The organism is Numidum massiliense, assembly GCF_001375555.1.
Taxonomy (GTDB): domain Bacteria; phylum Bacillota; class Bacilli; order Thermoactinomycetales; family Novibacillaceae; genus Numidum; species Numidum massiliense.
In genome coordinates this window covers 1,497,012-1,521,246 of sequence record NZ_CTDZ01000009.1, presented here as the reverse complement: position 1 = coordinate 1,521,246, position 24,235 = coordinate 1,497,012, and the positions used below count along the sequence as shown (strand labels likewise).

Annotated in this window: 20 protein-coding genes and 1 pseudogene; 15 read left to right on the top strand and 6 right to left on the bottom strand. The window is 48.2% G+C overall.

The window, feature by feature from the left end; translation table 11 throughout:
* Positions 1-33 precede the first annotated feature (33 nt).
* Genes BN1247_RS07615 through BN1247_RS07605 form a run of 3 tightly spaced genes read left to right on the top strand, consistent with a single transcriptional unit; the run spans position 34 to position 3,568 of the window.
* On the top strand, positions 34-1,563 hold the full coding sequence (locus tag BN1247_RS07615) for an ABC transporter ATP-binding protein (RefSeq protein ID WP_054949847.1): 1,530 nt from the start codon (positions 34-36) through the stop codon (positions 1,561-1,563).
* Positions 1,564-2,634 carry an ABC transporter permease gene (locus tag BN1247_RS07610; RefSeq protein WP_054949846.1) on the top strand — a complete coding sequence of 357 codons (1,071 nt, stop codon included), beginning with the start codon at positions 1,564-1,566 and terminating at the stop codon, positions 2,632-2,634.
* Position 2,635: 1 nt separating this feature from the next.
* Entirely contained in the window at positions 2,636-3,568 is a 933-nt protein-coding gene (locus tag BN1247_RS07605) for an ABC transporter permease (RefSeq protein WP_054949845.1), read from the top strand.
* Between the two features lie 235 nt (positions 3,569-3,803).
* Here the strand turns inward: BN1247_RS07605 and BN1247_RS07600 are convergent, their stop codons facing one another.
* Entirely contained in the window at positions 3,804-4,688 is an 885-nt protein-coding gene (locus tag BN1247_RS07600) for a DMT family transporter (protein WP_054951554.1), read from the bottom strand.
* A gap of 718 nt (positions 4,689-5,406) precedes the next feature.
* On the opposite strand from BN1247_RS07600, the gene BN1247_RS07595 reads away from it, so the two are divergent.
* Positions 5,407-6,255 carry a hypothetical protein gene (locus BN1247_RS07595; protein WP_187119744.1) on the top strand — a complete coding sequence of 283 codons (849 nt, stop codon included), beginning with the start codon at positions 5,407-5,409 and terminating at the stop codon, positions 6,253-6,255.
* Between the two features lie 34 nt (positions 6,256-6,289).
* Here BN1247_RS07595 and BN1247_RS17670 read toward each other — a convergent pair.
* Positions 6,290-6,769: pseudogene (locus BN1247_RS17670) on the bottom strand (transposase); the annotation flags it as partial.
* A 513-nt stretch (positions 6,770-7,282) separates the two neighbouring features.
* Between BN1247_RS17670 and BN1247_RS07585 the strand changes: the two are divergent.
* Positions 7,283-7,903, top strand: coding sequence for a hypothetical protein (locus tag BN1247_RS07585; RefSeq protein WP_054949843.1), 621 nt, complete (start codon positions 7,283-7,285; stop codon positions 7,901-7,903).
* Positions 7,904-7,993: 90 nt separating this feature from the next.
* On the opposite strand, the gene BN1247_RS07580 is transcribed toward BN1247_RS07585, so the two are convergent.
* Positions 7,994-8,974: an ISLre2 family transposase gene (locus tag BN1247_RS07580; protein WP_187119743.1), complete on the bottom strand. Its 981-nt coding sequence runs from the start codon at positions 8,972-8,974 to the stop codon at positions 7,994-7,996.
* An 809-nt stretch (positions 8,975-9,783) separates the two neighbouring features.
* Between BN1247_RS07580 and BN1247_RS07575 the strand changes: the two genes are divergently transcribed.
* Both BN1247_RS07575 and BN1247_RS07570 read left to right on the top strand, forming a co-directional pair.
* Entirely contained in the window at positions 9,784-10,155 is a 372-nt protein-coding gene (locus BN1247_RS07575) for a hypothetical protein (RefSeq protein WP_054949841.1), read from the top strand.
* Positions 10,156-10,521: 366 nt separating this feature from the next.
* A complete protein-coding gene (locus tag BN1247_RS07570) occupies positions 10,522-10,962 on the top strand; it encodes a hypothetical protein (RefSeq protein WP_054949840.1) in 441 nt (146 codons plus the stop codon).
* A 21-nt stretch (positions 10,963-10,983) separates the two neighbouring features.
* On the opposite strand, the gene BN1247_RS18560 is transcribed toward BN1247_RS07570, so the two are convergent.
* Complete coding sequence (locus BN1247_RS18560; RefSeq protein ID WP_054949839.1) at positions 10,984-11,265, bottom strand: response regulator transcription factor; 282 nt, start codon at positions 11,263-11,265, stop codon at positions 10,984-10,986.
* A gap of 991 nt (positions 11,266-12,256) precedes the next feature.
* Between BN1247_RS18560 and istA the strand changes: the two genes are divergently transcribed.
* The 3 genes from istA to BN1247_RS07545 all read left to right on the top strand — a co-directional run bounded on the left by istA (position 12,257) and on the right by BN1247_RS07545 (position 17,468).
* Positions 12,257-13,750 (top strand): IS21 family transposase, encoded by a 1,494-nt coding sequence (istA, locus tag BN1247_RS07555; RefSeq protein WP_231633401.1) that lies wholly within the window; start codon positions 12,257-12,259, stop codon positions 13,748-13,750.
* Positions 13,747-14,469 carry an IS21-like element helper ATPase IstB gene (gene istB, locus BN1247_RS07550; protein WP_054949837.1) on the top strand — a complete coding sequence of 241 codons (723 nt, stop codon included), beginning with the start codon at positions 13,747-13,749 and terminating at the stop codon, positions 14,467-14,469. Before istA ends, istB begins: the two co-directional genes overlap by 4 nt.
* A 539-nt stretch (positions 14,470-15,008) precedes the next feature.
* A complete protein-coding gene (locus BN1247_RS07545; protein WP_054949836.1) occupies positions 15,009-17,468 on the top strand; it encodes a S8 family serine peptidase in 2,460 nt (819 codons plus the stop codon).
* Positions 17,469-17,628: 160 nt separating this feature from the next.
* Here the strand turns inward: BN1247_RS07545 and BN1247_RS07540 are convergent, their stop codons facing one another.
* Positions 17,629-19,215: an alkaline phosphatase family protein gene (locus tag BN1247_RS07540; RefSeq protein WP_054949835.1), complete on the bottom strand. Its 1,587-nt coding sequence runs from the start codon at positions 19,213-19,215 to the stop codon at positions 17,629-17,631.
* Between the two features lie 38 nt (positions 19,216-19,253).
* Positions 19,254-19,382, bottom strand: a complete 129-nt coding sequence (locus BN1247_RS18390; protein ID WP_261796032.1) for a hypothetical protein — start codon at positions 19,380-19,382, stop codon at positions 19,254-19,256.
* Between the two features lie 170 nt (positions 19,383-19,552).
* Between BN1247_RS18390 and yfmF the strand changes: the two genes are divergently transcribed.
* From yfmF to BN1247_RS07515, 5 genes are all read left to right on the top strand, one after another.
* Positions 19,553-20,839 (top strand): EF-P 5-aminopentanol modification-associated protein YfmF, encoded by a 1,287-nt coding sequence (yfmF, locus tag BN1247_RS07535; protein WP_054949834.1) that lies wholly within the window; start codon positions 19,553-19,555, stop codon positions 20,837-20,839.
* 3 nt (positions 20,840-20,842) lie between these two features.
* Positions 20,843-22,144: an EF-P 5-aminopentanol modification-associated protein YfmH gene (gene yfmH / locus BN1247_RS07530; RefSeq protein WP_054949833.1), complete on the top strand. Its 1,302-nt coding sequence runs from the start codon at positions 20,843-20,845 to the stop codon at positions 22,142-22,144.
* Positions 22,128-22,877 (top strand): elongation factor P 5-aminopentanone reductase, encoded by a 750-nt coding sequence (gene ymfI / locus BN1247_RS07525; RefSeq protein ID WP_054949832.1) that lies wholly within the window; start codon positions 22,128-22,130, stop codon positions 22,875-22,877. The genes yfmH and ymfI overlap by 17 nt, the downstream gene beginning before the upstream one ends.
* 118 nt (positions 22,878-22,995) lie before the next feature.
* The gene (locus BN1247_RS07520) at positions 22,996-23,247 is read left to right on the top strand and encodes a DUF3243 domain-containing protein (RefSeq protein ID WP_054949831.1); all 252 of its coding nucleotides are present in this window, start codon (positions 22,996-22,998) and stop codon (positions 23,245-23,247) included.
* Between the two features lie 159 nt (positions 23,248-23,406).
* A complete protein-coding gene (locus BN1247_RS07515) occupies positions 23,407-24,180 on the top strand; it encodes a DUF3388 domain-containing protein (protein ID WP_054949830.1) in 774 nt (257 codons plus the stop codon).
* Positions 24,181-24,235 lie beyond the last annotated feature (55 nt).

Below are 24,235 nucleotides of genomic sequence, written 5' to 3'. Positions count from 1 at the left end.
TTTTTCGGCAACACAGTTGAGAGGGGATCCGTCATGGCGCCTATCGTAGAAATGAAGGGGATTACGAAACGCTTTCCCGGCATTGTCGCGAATGACTCGATTGACCTAATCGTGCAAGAAGGCGAAATCCACGCCCTACTCGGAGAAAACGGGGCTGGAAAATCGACGCTCATGAACATTTTGTTTGGACTTTATTCGCCAGATGAAGGATATATTCGAGTACGCGGCAACAAAGTCGACGTCACTAACCCGAACGAAGCGAACCGACTCGGGATCGGCATGGTGCACCAACACTTTATGCTCGTCGAGCCGTTCACAGTGACAGAAAACATCGTACTCGGTAACGAGCCAGTAGGCGGCGGTGTCATCGATATGAAGACCGCAGAGGCGAGGGTGCGTGAGTTATCGGAAAAATACGGGCTACAAGTTGACCCGCGTGCCAAAATACGCGACATTTCTGTCGGGATGCAGCAACGCGTTGAAATTTTGAAGACGCTGTACCGCGGAGCTGACATCATCATTTTTGACGAACCGACAGCGGTGCTCACGCCGCAAGAAATCGATGAACTGATCGACATTATGCGCAACCTCGTCGCGAACGGCAAATCGATTATTTTTATTACGCACAAACTAAAAGAAATTACTCGCGTTTGTGACACCGTTACGATTATTCGCCGCGGGAAATTTATCGACCGCTTACCGGTTGCCGGGACGAACGAATCGGTGTTGGCCGCAAAGATGGTCGGTCGCGAAGTGTCGTTTAAAGTAGACAAAAAGCCAGCGGAACCGGCCCAACCGGTGCTGGAAGTAAAAGATTTACACTTGCGCGATCGCCGCGGCGTGGAGAAGCTGCGCGGACTCAGTTTAGAGGTGCGCGCCGGGGAAATTGTCGGTATTGCCGGCGTCGACGGCAACGGTCAGTCGGAATTGATCGAAGCGATCACCGGGCTGCAAAAAGCGACTTCGGGACAAATTTTGCTTAACAGAAAAAATGTCGCAGGGTATAAGCCGCGGCAAATAACGGAATCAGGTCTAGGGCACATTCCAGAAGACCGGCATCGCCACGGACTCGTGCTCGACTTCACTGTCGCAGAAAACATCGCCTTGCAAACATATTATCAATCGCCGTTTGCGACAGGATTACAGTTAAACTACCCGGAAATATATAAAAAGGCGCGTCAGCTGATCGAAGAATTTGACGTGCGCACGCCGAGTGAACATACACCGGCGCGGGCACTCTCGGGCGGTAACCAGCAAAAGGCGATCATCGCGCGCGAAGTCGACCGCGATCCAAACTTGCTCATCGCTGCACAACCGACGCGCGGCCTCGACGTCGGGGCAATCGAATTTATTCACCGCCGCTTGATCGCGCAGCGCGACCGCGGCAAAGCGGTGCTCCTCGTTTCGTTAGAACTGGACGAAATTCTTAATGTGAGTGACCGCGTGCTCGTCATTTACGAAGGCCGCATCGTCGGCGATGTCAAACCAGCCGATACTTCCGAAGAAGAACTCGGTTTACTTATGGCCGGCGGAGCCGTAGCCAACAGTAAGGAGGGAAACTAGATGGAACAGCAGCTAGGGGAAGAAAAACAGACGAACAAGTGGGTTGTTCCAGCTGTTTCGATCTTTTTAGGATTGCTCGTCGGTGCGGTCGCAATGTTGGTTGTCGGCTTTAACCCGATCAGCGCCTACGGTGCGCTCTTTTCCGGCGTCGTGAGCACGCCCTTCGACATCGGGGAGACAATTCGTACGATCACGCCGCTCATCTTTACCGGTTTAGCTGTCGCTTTCGCCTTTCGTACCGGTTTGTTCAACATCGGGGTGGAAGGGCAATTCATGATCGGCCAGTTAGTCGCCGTCGTCATCGGGCTGAAACTCGACTTGCCACCCGTGTTGCACGCCCTCGTCGCCCTCGTCGCAGGCGTCGTGTGCGGCGCGTTGTGGGCGTTCATTCCCGGTTTACTCAAAGCGAAACTCGGCGTGCACGAAGTGATCACGACGATCATGTTGAACTTCGTCGGTTTGTACACTGCCAACGTTGTCATTCGCAAGTTTTTAACGGTCGGGGCCGACACGACTCCGATGATCGCAGACTCTGCCTCGTTGCAAGTCGGATTTTTATCGGATCTGTTTGAAGGGGCGCGCATCCATTTAGGTGTTCTCATTGCGCTTCTTTGTATCGGCTTGTTCTACTACATTTTGTGGAAAACGACGCTTGGGTTTGAACTGCGCGCTGTCGGTTTCAACCGCGACGCGTCGGAGTACGCGGGCATTAACGTGTCGCGCAAAATCGTCACCTCGATGATGATTAGCGGTGCGTTCGCCGGTTTAGGCGGTGCGGTCGAACTGCTTGGAACATCGCACTACATGGCGATCCAAGGCGCGTTTACCGGCATCGGCTTTGACGGCATCGCCGTGGCGCTCCTCGGGGCGAGCGCGCCAATCGGCATCTTGCTCTCGGCGGTACTATTCGGCTTCTTGACGTACGGTGGACAAAACATGCAGTTTGATCAGCAGATTCCGTTTGAAGTCGTGCGCATCGTTATCGCTTCGATCATTTTATTTGTCGCCTCGAGCGCGTTTGTCGGCTGGGCGAAAAGTAAATTGACACGCAAGCGAAAGGAGGCCGCTTGAGATGATCGACATATTAACGAGTCTTTTGCAAAACGCGGTATGGTATGCGACACCACTCATGTTAACGGCGATCGGCGGCATGTTTTCGGAGCGTTCCGGCGTCGTCAATATCGGCTTGGAAGGGTTAATGACGATCGGCGCCTTTAGTGCGGCAGTGACGACGATTGCGACCGGCAACCCGTGGATCGGTGTGCTCGCGGCGATTGTCGCCGGCGTGTTATTTGCGATTCCGCACGCCGTCGCGACGATTTCGTTCAAGGCAGACCAAGTCGTCAGCGGGGTGGCGATTAATTTCTTGACGCTCGGCGTTGCGATGTACACAGTGAAGAGTTTGTACGACGCGGGACGTACCCCAGCGATTAAGGGGACGTTCGATACGATCGTCATCCCCGGGTTGAGCGACATCCCGATTATCGGGAAAGCGTTGTTCGCCGTTTATCCGACGACGTACATCGCCTTTGCCGCCGTCTTTATTTCTTATTTCGTCCTGTTCAAGACGCCTTTCGGCCTGCGCTTGCGCGCCGTCGGCGAACACCCGCGCGCAGCGGACACGATGGGTATTAACGTCGTACGCATGCGCTACACCGCTGTACTCATTAGCGGTGCGCTCGCCGGGATCGGTGGCGCTGGCCTGTCGATTGCCATCGGTAGCCAATTTAGTGAAACGACGATTGCCGGACAAGGGTTTATCGCCTTGGCCGCTCTGATTTTCGGTAAGTGGCACCCGTTTGGCGTGCTCGGATCGTCGCTCTTTTTCGGCTTTGCGGTGTCGCTGGCACTGACGGGGCAAGTGTTCGGCTTGTCGGAATATGTGCCGAGTGAGATGCTCAGCATGGTGCCGTACATTTTGACCATTCTCGCCCTCGCCGGCTTCGTCGGACGCGCCGAATCGCCGAGTGCGCTAGGCAAACCGTACGACAACAAAGGACGGTAAGGACGACGGTCAGAACCTTTTCGTACGTTTAACGACATTTGCACGTCTCACGTATACGGACAACTCGTCCGGTTAGTAAAAGAACCGTTGGCCACACATTTCGATACGGTTAGCAGCTAACGAAAGCAGCTAAGGACAGATGCCATCGGCGCAGCTAACGACAGCAGCTAACGACAGATGCTAACGACAGATGCTGTCGATAGCTTTGATCCCCCCTCGCGTGAGGGGGGATATTTTAGTTGCGCAGCGGCGGCAATTGTGACACGACAATGCCACCCAAGATGCATGCGCTCCCAAGTAGCATCTGCAAAGTCAACGCTTCGTCCAACATAAGCCAACTAAACAGGAGGCCAAAAATAGGGACGAGCAACGTAGCAATTGTCGCTTGTGCCGTATTCACGACGGTGAGAATAAAAAACCACACCGCATAGCAAAAGGCAGAGGCGAGCACCCCTGTAAATAGGAGGGCAAACAAACTCGTCCCTGTCCAGGTAAGCGGTCGGCCCCATTCGGTAACGACCGCAACAAGGGCGATGCCTGCGGCACCGAACAACATTTGGTAGGCGCACACTTGCAGCGGATCGGTTTGTGGAAACGCTCGTTTGTAATACACATTGGCAAGCCCCCACGACATGGCAGCGAGCACGAGCAACGCTTCTCCGAAAATAATGCGTGCGCTTTGTACCAACACGATGTCGAAGCCGATGAGTAACACGAGACCTAAACTGCCGAGACACACGCCGTAAACTTGTGGTCGCGTTACTTTCTCTCGTAGAAACTTAGCGGCGAAAATAATACTCCACAGCGGCATCGAATAGAGCAACACAGAAGACTTGCCCGCTGCCACAAATCGCATACTGTACATGACGAGGGCAAAGACGATCCCCGTCTGCAGCGTGCCGAGTAATAGAAAGCGAGCGATGTCAATTTTGCGTGGACAGAGCGCTTTTTTGTTGTGCCAGCCTAAGACGGCGAACAACGTCGCCGAACCGACGCCGAAGCGCAGAGCGGAAAACGTGAACGGCCCCATGTACTGAAGCGATACTTTCATGAGCACCCAAGCGAAGCCCCAAATGACCGTAATTGCTAGGATGAGTGCGGCGACTACAGACGGGGGCATTTGTTTGCGCGGCAACGCAATCACCTCAATCGTTAAGGATTAACCTTTACGATAACGTTTACAATAACCTTTACACTGACATCTCCTTAAACTTAGTCTACCGAAGGTTATTATATTTTGCATGGCAAAAAAATAATACCGTAAAACTATGAAACTCGTGGAACGAAATGGGGTAAAGAGCATCAGTTCGGTGCGGCGGTTTACGCTCTTTACATTTATATTTATCTTTTTGCAACTTGCCAAATTCGCCTCCCCATTCATGGAGTTATTCGATTCTTTATGTCGTGTTTTACTCATTACCAAGATCCGGGTAAGGATTGATAATGGTGTCTCACCTCCTTTCTTTTACGAGGATTTTATCATATTATATTTTTAAAAGGTAAGGTGTATTATAAATATACCGATTAGTAAGCTGTATATATGTTAAACATCGTCTGCTTCATTCGGGGACGGTCATGAAAATTACGGTGTACACTAACTATCGACCATCGTTCTAGTCAATGCGAGCCAAATGATACTAGTACTATAAATAAATAGTACTGTCTTAGTTACAGATTTTTAAGTACACTTGATATACACTTCATTCGTCAGTCATATTCATTATCTGAGCGGAGGGGCATGATTAGGTAGTTGATTTAATTCAAAGTTTTAAAGCGGTTACTCATCGTTTAATTGTATGTTAGCACGTGTCGCTTTTTTGCGCTGACTCAAGTAACTGATGCAACTGAAGAGCCAATCTATTTTGGGGGGATTACAAATGTTAGGAAGTTTACAGTTCAAAAGGCCGAGTAGGTTTCTTTTTGTGTTAGTAGTCGCAATTGCTCTTCTAGTCACGTCTGCGGGTCCGAGTTTTGTTGCAGCGACAGCTATGGAGCATAAACCGTACGCCGATACAATTCAACAGGTGGGGAAGAGTAGTGGGGTTGAGGATTTGAGGGAGGTTAAAGGCAATGAAGCGCTTGTCATTGCTAGAAAGATATCGAATCACAGAGAGTATGCGAAACTGACTCAAGCTATTGAAGATCAAGAAGACCTAAGTCGTACACCGGTCATTATACACTATAAGAAAAATAATGCGGTGTATTATACGTTTGTCTTTAACACTAAAGACAGCAACGTAGGTGTAGCTGGAATATTCAATGAATCGGATAATAAAATTGAATCACTGTCAGTCGTAAAGACACACTTGAATGATACCGTAAAAAACGATGCCGATATTTGGTTTGAAGTGCAAACTTTGAAGAAAGGTTACAAGGGCGATTTTAGCAAGATCACTCTTGAGGACTTTAAGAAATTCAAGGAAAACAATGGGGTAGAAGGGTCATCGGGTAATTCAGGGTGTGGGTGCACGTCCAACCTTGATGGTAATAACATAGGTCAGACTACTCTTACGATGGGTAATCTTGCGCCAAGTTATAGTTGGGAAGAGTTCGCGTGCCAATTTGCTGGTCGGGTTGGTTGTTTTGGCGCTTGCGTTGCCTTTTCTTTAAACCCTGTATTAGCGCGAATTTGTTACTGGGCCTGCTCATATTTTTGGGATACGGGTATTTGTAAAAGGGCAAAATAGGATAGCATACAATGGTTATTGCCCGAAAAGGTCAAAACTGGTTGTCCGAAAGCGGACGATCATTCCATGCCGCCACGATCGGATCCAGTCGTTTGCACAGATCCGACACGGTAGACTTGAAAAAGCTTCTTCCAAAAAGTTCTTCTGTTACCTGGGAGACCTTGCGTGTGGAAAGCCGTAACGACCATCTCCATCATCGCAAGCATTATGGCTTGTTCGCTCCTCTGGTAACGTGTTAACAGATCGGTGGAAAATTGACCGTTTCGGAGCCGTGGGACGTGTAAGGTCAGCGTGCCCACACGCGTCGTCACTGGTGGGGGTATGACCCGTTACGATAGGCGCGACGATCTTCGGTGCGCTCATAAGGTTCAGCAGCCACCTGTTCCGTCACTTGGGCTTGAAGTACTTGGTTTAATACCGATTTGAGCAACTTAGCGACACCGGCTTCTTTGGAATTTCTTAAAAAAAGCTGGTGCAGTAATTCCTGATCTACGGTAATCTTGTATTGAGCCATTTCAAAATTTATCCTCTCTAGAATGTGGTCTCTCAACTTTCATTCTAACCGAGGATTTTTGAAACTGGCTCCCTTTATTTTTTGGAAGTCCTTCTTACACAATTATACGGACTCAACTTCTAAGAGATGCCGGATATAATGACCACGATTGTTTAACCTTACAGAAAGGAAGGGACATCTCTGTTGACGTGTACTTGTACGCGCAGATACAATTAGAGACGTATCCCAATGTTTAGTGCAAAATAGAGGTACATAGTCTTGCAGAGAAAACGTACATAGTCTGCAGAACAAAAAAGGCTTGCCAGCCTCCAAATAATCCTCTACTGTTTTGATGTGTATGTTTAACAGAACAGGAGGAGAAATTGAAAAGGCAACAAGTGTTCTTTGATCGGGGGCAACGGGGGGGGAGTTCCTTGCTCTTTCTGTGGTCAGCCTTTACGCGTCATCGGTACCTGAAGGAAATTGTACAAATAGATTCGGGATTGAATAATCTAACCCAAAGGAGATGACCATATGCATTATCCTCCTATTTTCCAGCGTTACTTAGAAGCACTTAACTATTATTTGTGGTTAAGTGAACTGAAGACTGCAGAAAAAAACGCCATACTAACTACCGTAAAAAAACAAATGGATGATTTTATGCAGGAATCGTCAACTCCTTCTGAAGAGAACATGAAACGAATGCTACGTGAGCTTGGGGATCCGGAACAAATAGTGAAGCATCAGACAAAAAATACTTCGAATAACGACTCATTCACTAAGTCTATAAAACGTTTCTTTTCGAATATGCCCCTTATACTCATGTTTGGTTCTATCATCACCCCAAGTTTTATACAAGGTTTGCAGAAAGAGGCATACCACGAGTTATGGCCACACGTACTCTCACTCGTCTTTTTTTACTTCGTCAGTTTAGGAACGCTATTTTATTACCGTTACGACCGTAAAGTGTTGCGGGAGCTTTTGCGTTACTTTGCACTAAGTTTCATGCTAATTTACGTAATGGCCCTCGGATTTGAAACACAGTTCCAGCACCTCCATTGGAAATTAATTGTCATTCCTGCCGTTTTGCTACTTCTCGTACAGTTGCCAATACAGTGGCTGTACACGAGATATGCATTGAAAGTTTTTGAGTGATAACTGCAATAAGTGTGACCGGTACAATGAGCTGATATTATGACATATCCTTTCGACATCCAGCGTTACCTTGAAGCACTCGACTATCGACTATGGTAGATACTTCTGCATGTTCTCGATACGCTTTTCCTCTCGCTCCGTCTCTGCATTTCCCTGTGCCGTATCAATCACCGCTTTAAACCTATCCTTATTTTTTTCGGATATTGCCTTTTCAATTTGAGGAATGAGCCTTGGCTGGCGGCTCAACCCGCGACGAATACTCCTCTTTACGTGAAAAGGATCCAATTGGCGGACAACCGATGTCGCTTCAGAAAAGGTATTTTGAACGCGTTCCTCAGAGATCCATGAAGCCGCATCCGCATTAGTCGCCACATGTGTATGTGAGAGATCCCAACGATGTCGAATCGCTGCATAACCTATTTCCCAAAAGTCATCCACCGATTCAACGGTAGAAAAGACGTGACGATCTGTTAACGAGACACGCTGTCCGTTTTGCTCCCACCCGGTATAGGCAAGCATATTTTTGATCTCTATTCCTTTGCCTCTCCCTTTGACGTATAAGCCATCTGCTTCGCAATATAAGTGCTTAACGGACGGAGAGTTAGGAATTACCGTATCCTCAAAAATTCGATCCCTTTTTTCAGCATCCATGACAGCTTGAGCTTCACCTGCTTCTTTTACTAAGCGCTGAAACGTCGTATGGCTGATCGTTATACCGGCAAGTTTTTGCGTGACCTCTGAGGCGAGGCGGTAGGTCATTCCCGGCGCTGCAGCTAACTCTGCTCCGAGCATCATAAGGTCTGGGCTGTATCTTTTACGGCGTTTTAAACCGATTGCCTCATCGACAGGGTAATGTGCGTTTCCGTTTCGGTCGTACATCAAGTGGCGTTTATAGGACACTGTCCCAAAAAAACTGGTGAACTCCCGGCTGTCCAATCGCTCACTTTTCCAACCGTATTTTTCCTTGTAATGCGTCGTCATCATCTGATCGAGCTGCTCCAAAAATTCTCCGAACAGATCAGCCATCACTTCCATCAGGCGAATACGTAAGCTTTCCCAAAACGACAACATATCTGTAGACTGTTCCAAGATAGTAGCGATTTCTGGTATAATGGTTTTCAAGGAAGACCTCTCCTTTCGTGGTGGTTAGGAGTACTATTTAGGTCTTCCTTTTCTATATTCTCCCTCCAAATTCCTGCTAAAACCCTTCGAGAGAAATGTTACACATACACGCGAAGATGCTCGCAGCAGGAAAGACAAGGAACTTGCTCCGCCCCTAACAAAAAACACCGTCTTTTCAATGAGCTCATATCACGGCCATTATATCCGTCAATTGTGGGATATGCAATATCGTTAGCTTTTAGGCGTTTTGTTTAGTTATATCAGCTTGTGATATCCATCCGCTTGATCTTTCGGTGCAATTGGTGCTTCACTAGTATCCATTCGTCACGGTAATTTCGCTCGCAACCCAGTTATCCGAGCACGCCTTTATAAAAATACTGCGGGAATATACAAGTGCTCAGTTGGCATAACGAGGGAAACGTTCGAGTCGCCGGTAGATGGTCAGTGACGCCTCGGACTCATGACGCACTGGAGGTTGTTTTAAAGCGACACGCGTTCGCCTTAAGGCATCCTGACCAATATAGTCCCAGAACCCGCAAACAACTTTGACCCATAATAAAGTATCAGGGGTACTATAAAAAAATAGTACTATAATATCTGCGAAAAATAAGTATACTTTAATTTAGACATCAATAGTCAGTCAAATAAAGAGTATTTAAACATAGAGGGGGCGTGCTAAGAGGCATTTTTCACCTTGCTATCAGATCGTAGGGTCGATGTAGTTTCAAGTCAAAAAAATATGGGAGCGTGGTTAACAGATGTTATTGAATCCAAGGTTCCAAAGGAATGTTGCCTTTGTACTTGTGTTTGCGTGTTTTGCATTTGTGTTTGGCGAGTATACGGTTCTTGCTAGCGGATCTTCTGAAACAGAATCACAACTAGAGATAAGCGACGAAATGCTCATTGTCACTATTCAACAATTCATGACGGAGGAAGAAATCCAAGCTATTGAAAGCGAGTTCAAAGAGAGTCTCGGTGATCCGCAAGTACAGGGTGTGCTTGGTGGTACACTTAAGGTACTCCGTTATGTTGGTTGGGCATTTCGAACTGGCGGAAAAGCATTATCCAAAATCCTTGGGTATTTAGCAAGAAAAATGCTAAACTACTCAGAGTATATTCAGGAAAAATAGGGAAAGCCCTTGAGTGGCCTAGCAAAGTAACTAAAAAAGCAATAGTGGCTGCGTTAACGAAAGCTGGGATCCCCAAAGGAGATGCCAATAGAATTGCCGAGCTTCTTCTTTGGTTGATTTAAAGGGCCTATTTCTAAGTGGTGAGAAGAAGCGCAACTTGAATAAGACTAAGACTGCAATAAATGATGAAAACGTCCTTCTCTCTTTATTGGACTAAAACTGAAGTGAGGATTTTTCAAAGGTAAAAGTGAAGGGCGTTTTCTTTTCAAAAAGCCAGTATTCCATTATAATAATGACCTAAGGAAATTATTAATAAATAAATGACTGGCCGACGAAAGAAATCAAAAATCAGTAAGGAGTTAATAAATGAAATCAATAAAAGGCATTTTTTCTCATCTAGTTGTTTGGATTGGTATCGCTTTATTAGCCGTAGTTATATTAGGTGTTGTCGTTCTTACTAATATGGGTGTATTAGTACTTGCCTCGAAAATAAATCCTTTAAACATTGAACTAATGACATCCTTGGGTGTCTTTTGGTTCGGAATAGGGATGACTATTTCGATCCTACCTTCACTGGTAATCGGTATTGCTTTGGTGACGATTTTGGAATCACTATTCCCGGATAATAACAAATTAAAATTCATCATCGAAGAGATTATAAGTTTTCTATACGTCCTAGGATACATATATGTACTTGACTATTTAATCAAAGATATCAGCCTGTCTCGATTTGGGCTCATAAGCTTGGCGCTTGTTTATTCAGTTATAATGGCAATTATTGAAAATACTAAAGGTCCTCGGGAGTAAATTTATTACCCCAAACAACTTTTACAAAAGCTCAAGTTCCCTCGCTTTAATTGCAGCCTCCTTACTACTATTTAACTTTGTTTTCTTCAGTATATTACTAATATGATTTTTTACCGTCCTAATAGAAATAAATAACTCGGCAGCGATTTGGCTTTGCGTATATCCTTTTTCTATATATTTCAATATATTGATTTCTGATGGTGTCAATTTACTTGAGTTCTTTTCATACTCATATTTTGTTTCGATCCTTTTTAATCGGAGATATTCCTCCTTTAACAATTTAAGAAAATCGATATTAGTCATGTTGGAATAGCGGTGTAAACGTCGAATCTGAGTAGGTAAATGATATATATCTTCGACAAGTAGAAAATGTACAAATCCCTTTTTGAAGGCTTCCAGAAGTTTGTTTTTTTGGTGAAACGTGTATAAATGGCTACTGCATTCCAATCACGAATGAAAGGAAGATGTTCATAATCATTAACAGAATCGCAATCAACTAAAATGAAGTCGACACGAAAGTTAATTTTAGTTGCCTTGGACAAACTAACTACAGTGAAAACATGTACGTCCTTTTCCTTATCTAAACACTTGAATATTTCATTTAGGCGTTCTCTTTTCTCTCCTAATAATAAAACATTTACATGTTCCAACTTTTAAGCCCCTTCCATTAATCGTATAGCATCCAGTTCACGACAATAAGGAAACAAACAATTCCTTAATAAAACTCAAACGACTATCCCTTAAAATGTCGTTTGACGATCGATTGTGCGCTGTTGACTCATATGGAAGTATAACTGGCTCTTGTTGACTCGCCGTCATGAATAACTTTTTGGTAATTTCGACGGTAATAGTTATAATTTGTGTTACCAACGTTCCAAAAACAATGAAGATATGCTTCTTAATTCCATTGTGTAATTACTAGCACTCTCTCGAATTTCGTGGCATTCATGCATTCACATATTAAGACGATTAATCTTGGGAAACCGTTCCCAACTTCATCAATTTTTTAACACGTTTATCAGGGATTCGATACGACGAAGAGCTTCGGTGTCGTTATTAACTTTTTTCCAATACAAAGGGTACCCCCTCGTTGCACCCAGTGTCGACAGTTCAAGTTTGTTAGAGCCTTCAACGGCAATGTCGCTGTTTAGTGCAAAATAGAAATGGAGCAAAACGCAACTTAAAAATCCCGCATTGAGCTGGAAAACGAAAAGACCATTGCCAGCACCCCAATTAATTACTACCCTCTAATTGACGGCAATCAGTTAGAGGAGGAAAACACGAGGTGTTGACAATGGTTCACGTTCACTATATCAAGTCTTTATACGAAAGGGAAGGGCTATCTTTACGAGAAATTCAGCGGCGAACAACACACGACTTCAAAACGATTAAAAAGTACATCGACATGGAGGATTGGAATGAAACTCCGAAGCGGAAACCGCGTCGATCCAAACTGGATCCCTACAAGGAGACGATCGACGATTGGCTAGAGGGCGACTTAAAAGCTCCGCGTAAACAGAAGCATACTGCGCGACGCGTCTATGAACGCCTTAAGGAAATGCACGGTGAGGCCTTCAATGTATCGCTAAGGACCGTTCAGTACTACGTTGCCAAGAAGAAGACAGCACTTAAGGAGAAGACGCGCGGTTACATCCCGCTCGAACATACGCCGGGGGAGGCACAGGTCGACTTCGGAGAGGCTACGTTTGAAGAAAAGGGACAAGCCTTTAAAGGCTATTATTTAAACGTGTCGTTCCCATACAGCAATGCGGCCTACGTCCAAGTCTTCCGCGCACAAAATACCGAGTGTTTACTGGAAGGACTCAAACGAATCTTTGCGCATGTCGGTGGCGTCCCTACGCGTCTATGGTTTGACAACTTATCTGCGGCTGTAGCGACGATTTGTAAAAACGGTGAGCGCCAACTCGTCGATTCGTTTGCCCGGTTTGCCTATCACCACGGCTTCGAGCCTACCTTTTGCAACCCGAATAGCGGGAACGAAAAAGGGCATGTCGAAAATAAGGTCGGCTACCACCGGCGAAACTTCTTCGTCCCGATCCCTAAATTTGAGGATCTGGATGCTTATAACGCTGATCTACTACAGCGATGCGAACGGGATATGCAGCGTACGCACTATAAGCATCAGGAGCAGATCGCCGAACGGTTTCAAGCAGATGCTGCACAGTTCAAGCCACTGCCGCGCACAGCCTTTGACGTCCACCGCATGGTCAAAGCGAAAACTGATAAGTACGGAAAAGTATGCTTTCAGAAAAACCGTTACTCGACATCACCGGGGTTAGCACGTCAGGAAGTATGGCTCAAAGTGACCTGCGATCGCGTCATTGTACAAGATGAGTCCTATCGCACCATCGTCACGCACTCCCGTATCTACGGAGAAGGGAAAGAAGCGATGAAATGGACACCGTATTTGTCACTCATGGCGAAACGGCCCAATGCGATGAAGTATACGGCGTTTTACAGACAACTGCCCGACCCGTGGCGCGAGTACCTAACGGTCAAGGAGCGACGACCGAAGGGGTTGCGATTACTTGCGGAATTTCTAAGCCAAGGAGACATGCAACTTGCGACGACGGCATTGGAAGAAACACTCGCCCAAGGCGTGGATGACGCGGATAGCTTACTTGCCACTTGGTACCGTCTCACCGGGCGTGCGAATGAGTGCTCTACACTTGCTGTCTCACACGACGTGCCGTCACATGCTATTTACAAGACGGATCTTGGATCTTACGATCACTTGCTAAGAATAAGAAAAGGTGATGGGCGATGAAAGACATGATTGCCGCCCACTGCAAGGCGCTAAAACTCGGCAGTCACATCGTCGATGTTTATCCGACTATTCAGGCAGAGACACATGAACAGTTCCTTGCACAATTACTCGCTAGTGAAGTGGCACAGCGGGAGGTGAACCGTAAAAACCGGTTACTCAAGCAAGCGAATTTTGATAGGATCAAAACGTTTGAGGGGTATGTGTTCGAAGGGATCGAGCTCCCCCGCCCCCTCAGTATCGATACATTAAAGGAGGTATCTTTTGTTGCGCGTAAAGAAAACCTAATTCTTTACGGCCCAGTCGGCACAGGGAAGACGCATCTTGCCACAGCCATCGGTGTGGCAGCCTGCAACCAAGGGCAGCGCGTAAAGTTTTACCGCACAGCGGCGCTCGTGAATGCATTGATTGACGCTAACCAAAAGGGGCAATTGCAACGATTTATACAGCAGTTGGAGAAGGTGGACTTGCTCATCTGCGACGAATGGGGGTACATCCCCCTTAACGGGGAAGGCGCGCAGTTATTGTTTCAAGTCATTGCCGGATGCTATGAGAAGCGAAGCGTCATCCTCACGACTAACTTGGAATTTAGTAAGTGGAACAGTGTCTTTCACGATGAACGACTCACGAACGCGATCATCGATCGCCTTGTGCATTACAGTTACTTGATCACATTTAGTGGCACGAGTTACCGACTGAAGCATTCTTACATGAATTGGTAGATTTGGAAACCGGGGTGCTGGAAATTTTAATTGCACTTTGCTGGATTTTCTACTTGCATAATACAAATGTCGCCAAAGTGGCAGATGCGGGAGGTCGACAAGTGTGTGCCGACTGCCCTTACAGAGCAAAAACAGCAATTCCCATTGGTTTATTTTACCATTAAACGATCTAGTTGACTTTCAGCCATAGTATTGGGTACTATTGGTAGTGTAAGTTTTCAGCATTGCCTACATACACTACGAATCGACACAAAAATCTATAATTTAATTGGTTACACATAGAATTTACAGAAAGGGCATATGTAGCGGTTAAAACTGGCGTTTTAGTAAACGGAAGATTCGAGTATAGAATAATCTAACCGGTGAGCGGGATCGTATACAAGTCTGAAACTGTATGTTTAGGTGGCCGATTTTCGCAAAATAAGGGTGTGAAGAGCAAGTTTGTTAAGTGGCGTTGTCTACCTTTAATTTTGCGACTTTTGCGTGATGTCGATTTTGTGTAGGAGAAGTTTTCATTGAGAGAGGAGAAAAACGATAGAATGAAAGAATCCATGACGAAACGTCTCGGACAAGCGTTGTGCCTCGCACTCGCTGTCGTAATGTGCGTTGCGCTCATCCCGCTCGAAAGTTTTGCTGCGAATACGAGTGGCGCGCAATCTGGGGAAGAGGATCTCGCACTCGGTCAAGAAGTCGAAGGTTCGATGCAAGGACAGGCGTTGAAAGTTTACAAGGTTACGCCTAAAGCGAGTGAAGTTAAAGCTAAAACGCACATGCGCGTGACGGTAAAGGCAAAGTCGACCACGGAAATTTTCTTGTTCCCGGACAAAAAGAGATTGGACAAAGGTTTGACTTACCACTACAAAAAAATTAACGCTGGCAAGACTGGTTCTTACGATTTCCCGATCGCGTGGAAGGGTCCGTACTATGTAGTAGCCGACAGTAAAGGCTCATTCTCGGTGAAAGTAAGTGCAATCAAGAAAGGTCCGCGCAACATAGCGGGCAGTTCGGCGAGCGGTGCCGCACAAGCGGAAGGGCTACCGGCAGATCTACAGCAAAAGCGGTTGGATCACAAAGGGCTGACGGGAGAACTAAGCGATGCCGATAAAGCGAACCTCGTGTTCGTCAAAATGAAAGACGGCGCGAAAGCAGAAGGCGCTGCTAAAGCATTCGTCGGCCAGAAAACGAAGTCGTTAACGAAAAAATCAGTCGATGTGGCAACGTACCGTGATTTTAGCGGTGAAACATTCATTGATAATTTGTACGTCGTCAAACTCAACGGGAAAGCGCAAGCCAAAAAACAGGTCACCGACGTGGCAAAGCAATTAAGCGCACTGCCGGAAGTTGAGTACGCAGAAGCGAACCGACAATTTGAAGGCTTCGCTAACGATGTCAATTACAGCTATCAGTGGCCGCTCGCCAACAAAGCGACCAAAGGGGCAGATATTAAATATGCCTCGCTAAAAAATGCGCTGAAAGGGAAAAACTTACGTAAAACGAAAGTTGCTGTCCTCGATACGGGCATTGAATATACGGCGTCTGACTTCAGTGGCCGCGTAAAAGACGGTAAAAACTATGTCCATAACAACAAGGATGCGATGGACGACCATTCCCACGGGACACACGTGAGCAGCATTATCGGGGCAAAAAGTGGCAACGGTTATTCGATGACCGGGGTGAACGACCTAACGACGATTATTCCAGTGAAAGTACTCGATCGCAACAACCGCGGTTGGGCGAGCGACATTGCGAAAGGGATTAAATACGCTACTGACAAAGGCGCCAAAGTGATTAACCTCAGTTTAGGAACGAGCGGCAAAAGCCAAGTGGTCGAAGATGCGTTAAAGTATGCGAACAAGAAAAAAGTGACAGTCGTCGCCGCAACCGGTAACGCCGGGAAAGGTACGATTGGCTACCCAGCTTCCTCGACATACACCATTGCCGTCGGTTCGACGAACAATAAGGACAAGCGGAGCAAGTTTTCCAACTACGGTAAAGGCCTCACTTTAGTTGCGCCCGGTGAAAAAATACCTGCCATGATCGTGAACGGGGAAGTCGCATATTTGTCCGGTACGTCCATGGCAACACCACACGTTTCCGCAGTCGCCGCGTACTTGTATTCGGTTCGCGACGACATGACGCCGGCTAAAGCGAAGTCGTACTTCCAGAAGAACAGCACTGACCTCGGCAAAAAAGGGTATGACACGACCTACGGATACGGACGGTTGCACGCCTCGAAAGTGTTTAACGCAGCAGACACGATCAAGCTGAAGGTCAACACCGTCTACCATACAAAAACGACGGTAACTGGAAAGGCGAAAAAAGGGACGACAGTCACTGTCAAAAAAGGTAAAACTGTACTCGGTAAAGGTAAGGCGAACAGTAAAGGTACATTTTCAGTAAAGATTAAGAAGCAAAAAGTCGGCACAAAGCTTACCGTTGTGGCCCAAGATGCGAAGACGAAACATAAATCGTCCGCTTACGTGACGGTGAAGAAGGGGAAGCCCGCTGCACCAACAGTAAACACCGTCTACAGCAGCAGCAAGACGGTAAAAGGGAAGACGAGTGCTAAGGCGACCGTCACCGTCAAACGCGGCAAAACGAAGCTCGGCAGTGCGAAGGCCACCTCGAAAGGCGCCTTCAGTGTAAAAATCAAGCCACAAAAAGCGGGCACGAAGCTGACCGTCACAGCGAAAAACACGAAAGGGCAAGTGAGCTTCGCGCGCACGGTAACCGTGAAAAAAGCGAAGCCCGCTGCACCGACGGTAAACGCGGTCTACAGCAGCAGCAAGACGGTAAAAGGGAAGACAAGCGCTAAGGCGACCGTCACCGTCAAACGCGGCAAAACGAAGCTCGGCAGTGCGAAAGCCACCTCGAAAGGCGCCTTCAGTGTAAAAATTAAGCCGCAAAAAGCGGGCACGAAGCTGACCGTCACGGCGAAAAACACGAAAGGGCAAGTGAGCTTCGCGCGAACGGTAACCGTGAAAAAAGCGAAAAAATAACGCTGTCGTAACAACGTATGATGAACGTACGATAAAATGGAAAGCGAACACACGCTTCCCACGCTTTCGTTGAAAAGCAGCCGGACTCTTTCGTGGGAGTCGGGCTGCTTTCTATTTTTACGTTTTTTTACTGTTGAATCCTTTTGAATCCTTTTCATCATTAATCTTTAGGCGATTGTTCCGGAGGCGATTGTTCCGGGTCTTCGCCGAGCAATGTCAGCAAATAGTCCTTCAGATCGACAAGTCGATTGTGCATCGGTTTAACGGTTGTGCCACCGACGATGAGCGGAACGATCATCTCCTGCTTACTAATCCCGCCGTGGCTGCCGCCCCCGACGTGCGTCGGCGCTGACTGGTATTTAAATTCAAACCCTGGTTTAGCCGTGACAGCGAGGGCGGGAATTTGCTGCGCATGAACAGCGCCGTACAGTTGCCGAAACACGTCGACATATTCCCCGAATACCCACTGTCCGCCTTGCTGCCTCAAGTCGAGTAAGTCGGCGTCACCCGTCAGCTCCCAAGGATTTCCATAAGGGTCAACGCGCGTCCCACCCGCTTGAAAATGCAAGTGACCGTGCGCAGTGTACACGTAGACGCGACCGGGAAGAGTATTTATTTCACTTGTGCCAATTTCGTCGCGTCCTGCCTGAACGTCTGTGACATTCCCCTCGTTACTGTCTCCAGCATTCTCCCCTTCCGGCAAGTGACGTCCCGCAAAGGCGACGAGATCGACGCGGTCGTCGCGCACGATCTCTGAGGCGAGTTGCGGCAAACTGATGTCCTCATGTAGCGGGTACACGTACACCATGCGCTCATTAACCGCGAGGGCTAAGTCAGCGTCTTTCACTGCTTTGCCCATGCCGCGCAGCTTGTACGGTGCGAGTAACTTTTCCAAGGAAACGATCGCTCGCTTCTTATTTGCCACCACCGGTGCTTGTCCACTGTCGCCGACGACTGCGATTTGCCACTCCTTTAAGGCTGCTTCTCGCGTCGGGTATGCGTCGAGAATATGTTGGATAAAGCGGTCGATGTCGTACAGCGCTTCGACGCTCTCTGGCCCGTGCTTGTGGATCTTCTTATCGGGATCCGAAAGGTAAGTGACGAGTAAGCGGGGGGGACTTTTTTCACGCATAATTTCCAGCGTCATTTGCTCCGTCACTTTGTTGCTGTAACCGTATTGGTTAAACGGATGCGGTAGCCCTCGATGGCCGCTGCGCGTAAAAAAACCGCTGCGCAATTCGGCGGGGCCGGTAATGTCTTCCTTTCCGAGAAGCTTGTCGAACGGAAAGCGCAATTCGTGGCGGTAAGACCCGCGGCGCGTCATTAAATTGACTGAGGCAGATAACAAATGGCGTTCGGCAAGCACCTCGTGGATCGTCTGTACGTCTCGTTTTAAATGGCGTTCGTTTAAAAAAATCATCGCATCTTTAGCTACGCGCAAAAGTCCTTGCTTTAGGATATTGCCGAACGAATCGCCGTAGTTGATTAAGCGGTTCTCGTTTGGGTCGAACCAGACGAGGCCGGGTATACCGTGTGCGTCCGGATAAGTCCCGGTTAGCATCGTACTGTCGTTAACGACACTCATCGTCGGAAATACACTGACCATTTCGGAAGTAAAGCCGTGCGCTGCTAAAAAAGAAAATGCCGGTAGTTTCCCTTCTTCCATTAATTTAAACAGCGGCCCAGGCATGAGCGAATCGGCAACGATGAGTAAGACGCGCGGTTCGTGCGTTACGGATGCATTCATTTTTACTCCCTTTCCGCCTGAATAAGGCACGATGAGCATTATGCCCGTGGCACATAATAGCGATAACGCTCTTTTGTTACAAAGTCGTAATAGCGCCCTTCTCCACAAGTGAAAAACTCCGTTTCTACGCCAGCGATTATGTCGTATAAGCGCGCGGTTGTGTTCATGCGGTAACGATTGGTATATAATGAAAGAGGATCCAAACAAAACAGTTGCCTTTTTGCAGACACACATTTATGATGGGTATCCTGCATGAAAAATATGCCTTAGGTTAAGCTTTTCAAAGGAACGCCCGCGTGGCACAACCTTTTACGGAGGATGGAAAGGAGCAGATCGTTTGACAGACACATATTTTAAGCAGACGGAAACGAACGGGATCAATAGTTACGTTTGGTCGACAACGAAGTTTAAGACGAATACGATCGTCGTGAACATCGAACGTCCGCTCAGCACCGAATACGCGACCGAACACGCCCTCATGGCGCAAGTGTTGCGTCGCGGAACGGCTCGTTTCCCGTCACTAAAAGCGATCAAACAACATTTGGACGATTTGTACGGAGCCACTTTTTACAGCAGTGTCGCGAAACGCGGCGAGCGCCACATTTTACAATTCGGCTTAGAAATTGCGAACGAAAATTTTTTAAGCGATCAGACGCCACTGTTAGATGAAGGGATTGCTTTTTTAGGGGAGATCCTAGCGAAACCGGCTACCAAAGACGGCGGATTTGTCGAACAGTACATAGCGTCAGAAAAACAAAACTTGCGCCAGCGCATCGACAGCCTCATCGACGATAAAATACGGTATGCCGCGGAACGGTGCATCGGCGAGATGTGTCACGGCGAGCCTTACAGTGTGTTTAATTACGGAAGTACGGAACAGTTAGCGGCGATCGACCGCACGTCGCTGTACGAAGCGTACGAAAACTTGCTGCGTACGGCGCCTATCGACGTATTCGTCGTCGGGGACGTCGATGTCTCTGAGGTACAGGAAGCGGTCACTCGCCACTTCAGGTTCGCGCGAGAGCAAGGTGCACGCGAGCGAGTGGCAGTTGCACCAGTGACGCACCCGGTGAAAGATGTGCGCACGGTTGTCGAAGGGCTCGATGTGGCGCAAGGCAAGTTAAACCTCGGCTGCCGCACGCAAACCGACATGAAAGACTCCGATTACGCTGCGTTAATGGTATACAACGGCATTCTCGGTGGGTTCCCACACTCGAAGTTGTTCCTCAACGTGCGGGAAAAGGAGAGCCTCGCCTATTACGCCGCTTCCCGCCTCGAATCGCACAAAGGATTACTCACGATTCAGTCGGGGATCGAGATCGAAAACTACGAACGCGCCGTAACTATTATGCGCCAGCAGTTAGCGGAAATGACGAACGGCAACATTAGCGATTCCGAGCTGTCACAGACGAAGACGATGCTCGCGAACCAACTGCGGGAAATCGAAGACCGGCCGCAGGCGATGATCGACTTTTACTATAACGGTGTATTGAGCGGCAAGCAGCGCTCGCTGCCCGCTTACCTTGAGCAAATTGACGCTGTACAGAAAGAAGACGTTGTGCGTGTAGCGAGTAAAATCGCCTTAGACACGATTTACTTTTTACGCGACCGCAAGGAGGAATAGCTAGTGGAAGCGATCACTTTCGATCAACTACAGGAGACACTTTACTTTGAAAAATTGCCGAACGGGCTCGAAGTGTACGTGTTACCGCGAAAAGGATTTCAAAAGACGTATGCGACGTTTACGACGCGTTACGGGTCGATCGACAACGACTTTCAGCCGCCGAACGGCGAGCGCACGCGCGTGCCAGACGGGATCGCCCATTTTTTGGAACATAAAATGTTCGAACAGGAAGACGGCGACGTGTTCAACGACTTTTCCGAACAAGGGGCGTCCGCCAACGCGTATACGAGTTTCGAACGGACGGCATACTTATTTTCTTGCACGGATCGCGTACCAGAAAACTTGACGACGTTAATAAACTTCGTACAGGATCCGTATTTCACCGATGAAAATGTGGAAAAGGAAAAAGGGATCATCGCGCAAGAAATTCGCATGTACGACGACAATCCCGACTGGCGCGTCTACTTCGGGTTGATTGAGGCGATGTTTGCCGCCCACCCAGTGCGCATCGACATTGCCGGTACGGTCGAATCGATTAGCAAGATTACGAAGGAAACGCTGTACGCGTGTTACGAGACGTTTTACCACCCGAGCAATATGCTCTTGTTCGTCGTCGGTGCCGTCGATCCGGAAGAGACCATGCGGCTCGTTCGCGACAACCAAGCGGCTAAACCGTACAAAGACAAAGGGGCGATCGAACGGTTTTACCCTGAGGAGGACGCAGTGGTCGCCGAACCGCTGAAAGAAGTGCAACTGTCTGTCGGTATCCCAAAGTGTTTGATGGGCTTTAAGGAAACGGGCGTACACGTGAAAGGCGACGAATACCTAAAACGGGAGTTTGCCACGGCGATTGCTTTGGAAGCACTGTTCGGGCAGAGCTCCGATTTGTACCAGTCGCTGTACGACGACGGCCTAATCGATCAAGGCTTCGGTTTTGACTATTCACTCGAAGAGGGTTATGCCTTCAGCATGTTCGGCGGCGATACGAACGACCCCGACGCACTCTTAAACCGCGTGAAAGAGGCACTCGCCAAACCTGACGCCCTCATTATCGACACGGCGCAATTCGAACGGTTAAAGCGGAAGAAGATCGGCGAGTTTTTGCGGCAGCTCAATTCCCCTGAGTTTATCGCCAACCAATTTACGCGCTATCGGTTTAACGCGGCCGATCTGTTCCGCGTCGTCCCGGTACTGGAACAGTTGACTCTCGAGGACGTGCAAGCGCGTCTCGCTGATCACGTCAACGCCGAACAGTTTTGCGCCTCGGTCGTGCGTCCGGTTGCGAACGATGCGGCCACTCAGTGAACAAGTCGTCCTCGTGACCGGTGCGAGCCGCGGCATCGGTCGTGCAATTGCGGAAAAGTTTAGCGCCCACGGTGCCAGACTGGCGTTAAACTACTTGTCGTCACACGACAAGGCTGCTGCCGTTGCTGCTCACTGCCGGAACAAAGGGAGCGACGTGCTGTGTCTCGCAGCCGACGTCCGCGATCGCGAGGCGGTTAACCGCATGGTGCAAACGGTCCTATCTGTTTGGGGACGCATCGATACCGTCGTATATAACGCCGGCATTAGTCGCACGGGGCTGTTCCAAGACATGAGCGACGCCGATTACGATGCGTTAATGGATACACACGTGCGTGGCGCCTTCCACGTCCTTCAGGCTAGTGCACCTCATTTGCTTCAGCAAAAACAGGGGCGCGTCGTCGTCCTCTCCTCAATATGGGGCAGTGCTGGCGGGGCGTGCGAAGTACTTTATTCCGCTGCAAAAGCGGCGTTGAACGGCTTGACGAAGGCGCTCGCTGCGGAGTGGGCGCCATCCGGGATCACGGTGAACGCGGTCGCTCCAGGAGCGGTTGATACGGACATGCTTCAGTCACTCAGCGCGGCAGAGCGAGCGGCAACTGCTGCGGACATCCCGCTCGACCGTTTCGGCACGGCGGAAGAAGTCGCCCACTGGGTGTTGCAATTGTGCCGTCCGGAAAGTGGCTACATGACGGGGCAAATTTTACACGTCAACGGCGGCTGGTACACGCCGTAACGACATAGTACGCCGTAACGATATAGTGTGCGACATGCCCTCATTACGCATAAAACGCGCAAGCTGAGGAATAGTATGCTTAATCGCGTGTTATGTTAGTGTTAAAGGAGGAATATGCATGTCAGTCATGGATAACTTCGCTGATTGGAAACAATTTTTGCAAGATCGTGTGCAGCAAGCGCACGGGATGGGGATGAGCGACGACACGATTTCAAACGTCGCTTACCAAATAGGGGATTACTTAGCGCAAAAAGTTGACCCTGAAAACCGCGAACAGCGCTTGCTACAAGACATGTGGTCCGTCAGTTCAGACGAGGAGCAACGCGCGCTCGCTAGTGTCATGGTTAAATTAGTCGAACATGACCACTAAATGAACGTCTTGCGCCCTTCCTCATAGAAGGGCGTTTTTTTACTTGCTTAGAAGGCAAATTGATGGTTTAATTTGTTATGTGTTCTTATGTTATAATCATTGTAATGTGTATTCGTAAAGGGAGAATGGGAAAAAGGTCTGAAAATGAGGCGGTTGTGAATGGATATACAAGAATGGTACTTAGAATATCAAATTCACAAAAATCGTCCTGGGTTGTTAGGCGACATTTCTTCGATTCTCGGGATGATGAATATTAATATTTTAACGCTAAACGGTGTGGAAAACAGGCGCCGCGGCATGTTGCTACAAACAGACGATTACGAAAAAATTGATGCGTTACGCGAACTGTTAAATCGCGTGGATGAAGTAACTGTTACAGCACTGCGCAACCCGACGATTATCGATCGGTTAGCGATCCGCCACGGGCGTTATATTGACCGTTGTTCAGACGACCGACGCACGTTCCGCTTTATCCGCAACGAACTCGGACTGCTCGTTGACTTTTTAGCCGAACTGTTAAAAAAGGATGGACATCAACTGATCGGTATTCGGGGCATGCCCCGCGTCGGAAAAACCGAGTCGATCGTCGCCTCCAGCGTGTGTGCGAGCAAGCGTTGGACATTCGTCTCCTCCACGTTGTTGCGGCAAACGGTGCGCCGCCAATTGGCTGCTGACGAGATGTCTCAAGACCACGTCTACATCATAGACGGGATCGTTTCGGCCATGCGCGGAACGGAAGAACATCAAGCGTTAGTACGAGAAATATTACGCCGGCCAGTGAGCAAAGTGGTCGAACACCCAGACGTTTTTGTGCGCGAAACAGAGTATGCGCTGGATGACTTCGATTACATTGTCGAACTGCGGAGCGAGCCGCACGAAGAAATTACTTACGATGCGCTTAACGCGGGGTTTTCTTCATTTGACATTAGTTAACGTACCCGACACTAGTTAACGAAACGAATACACCGATAATCGCGATTGACGACAA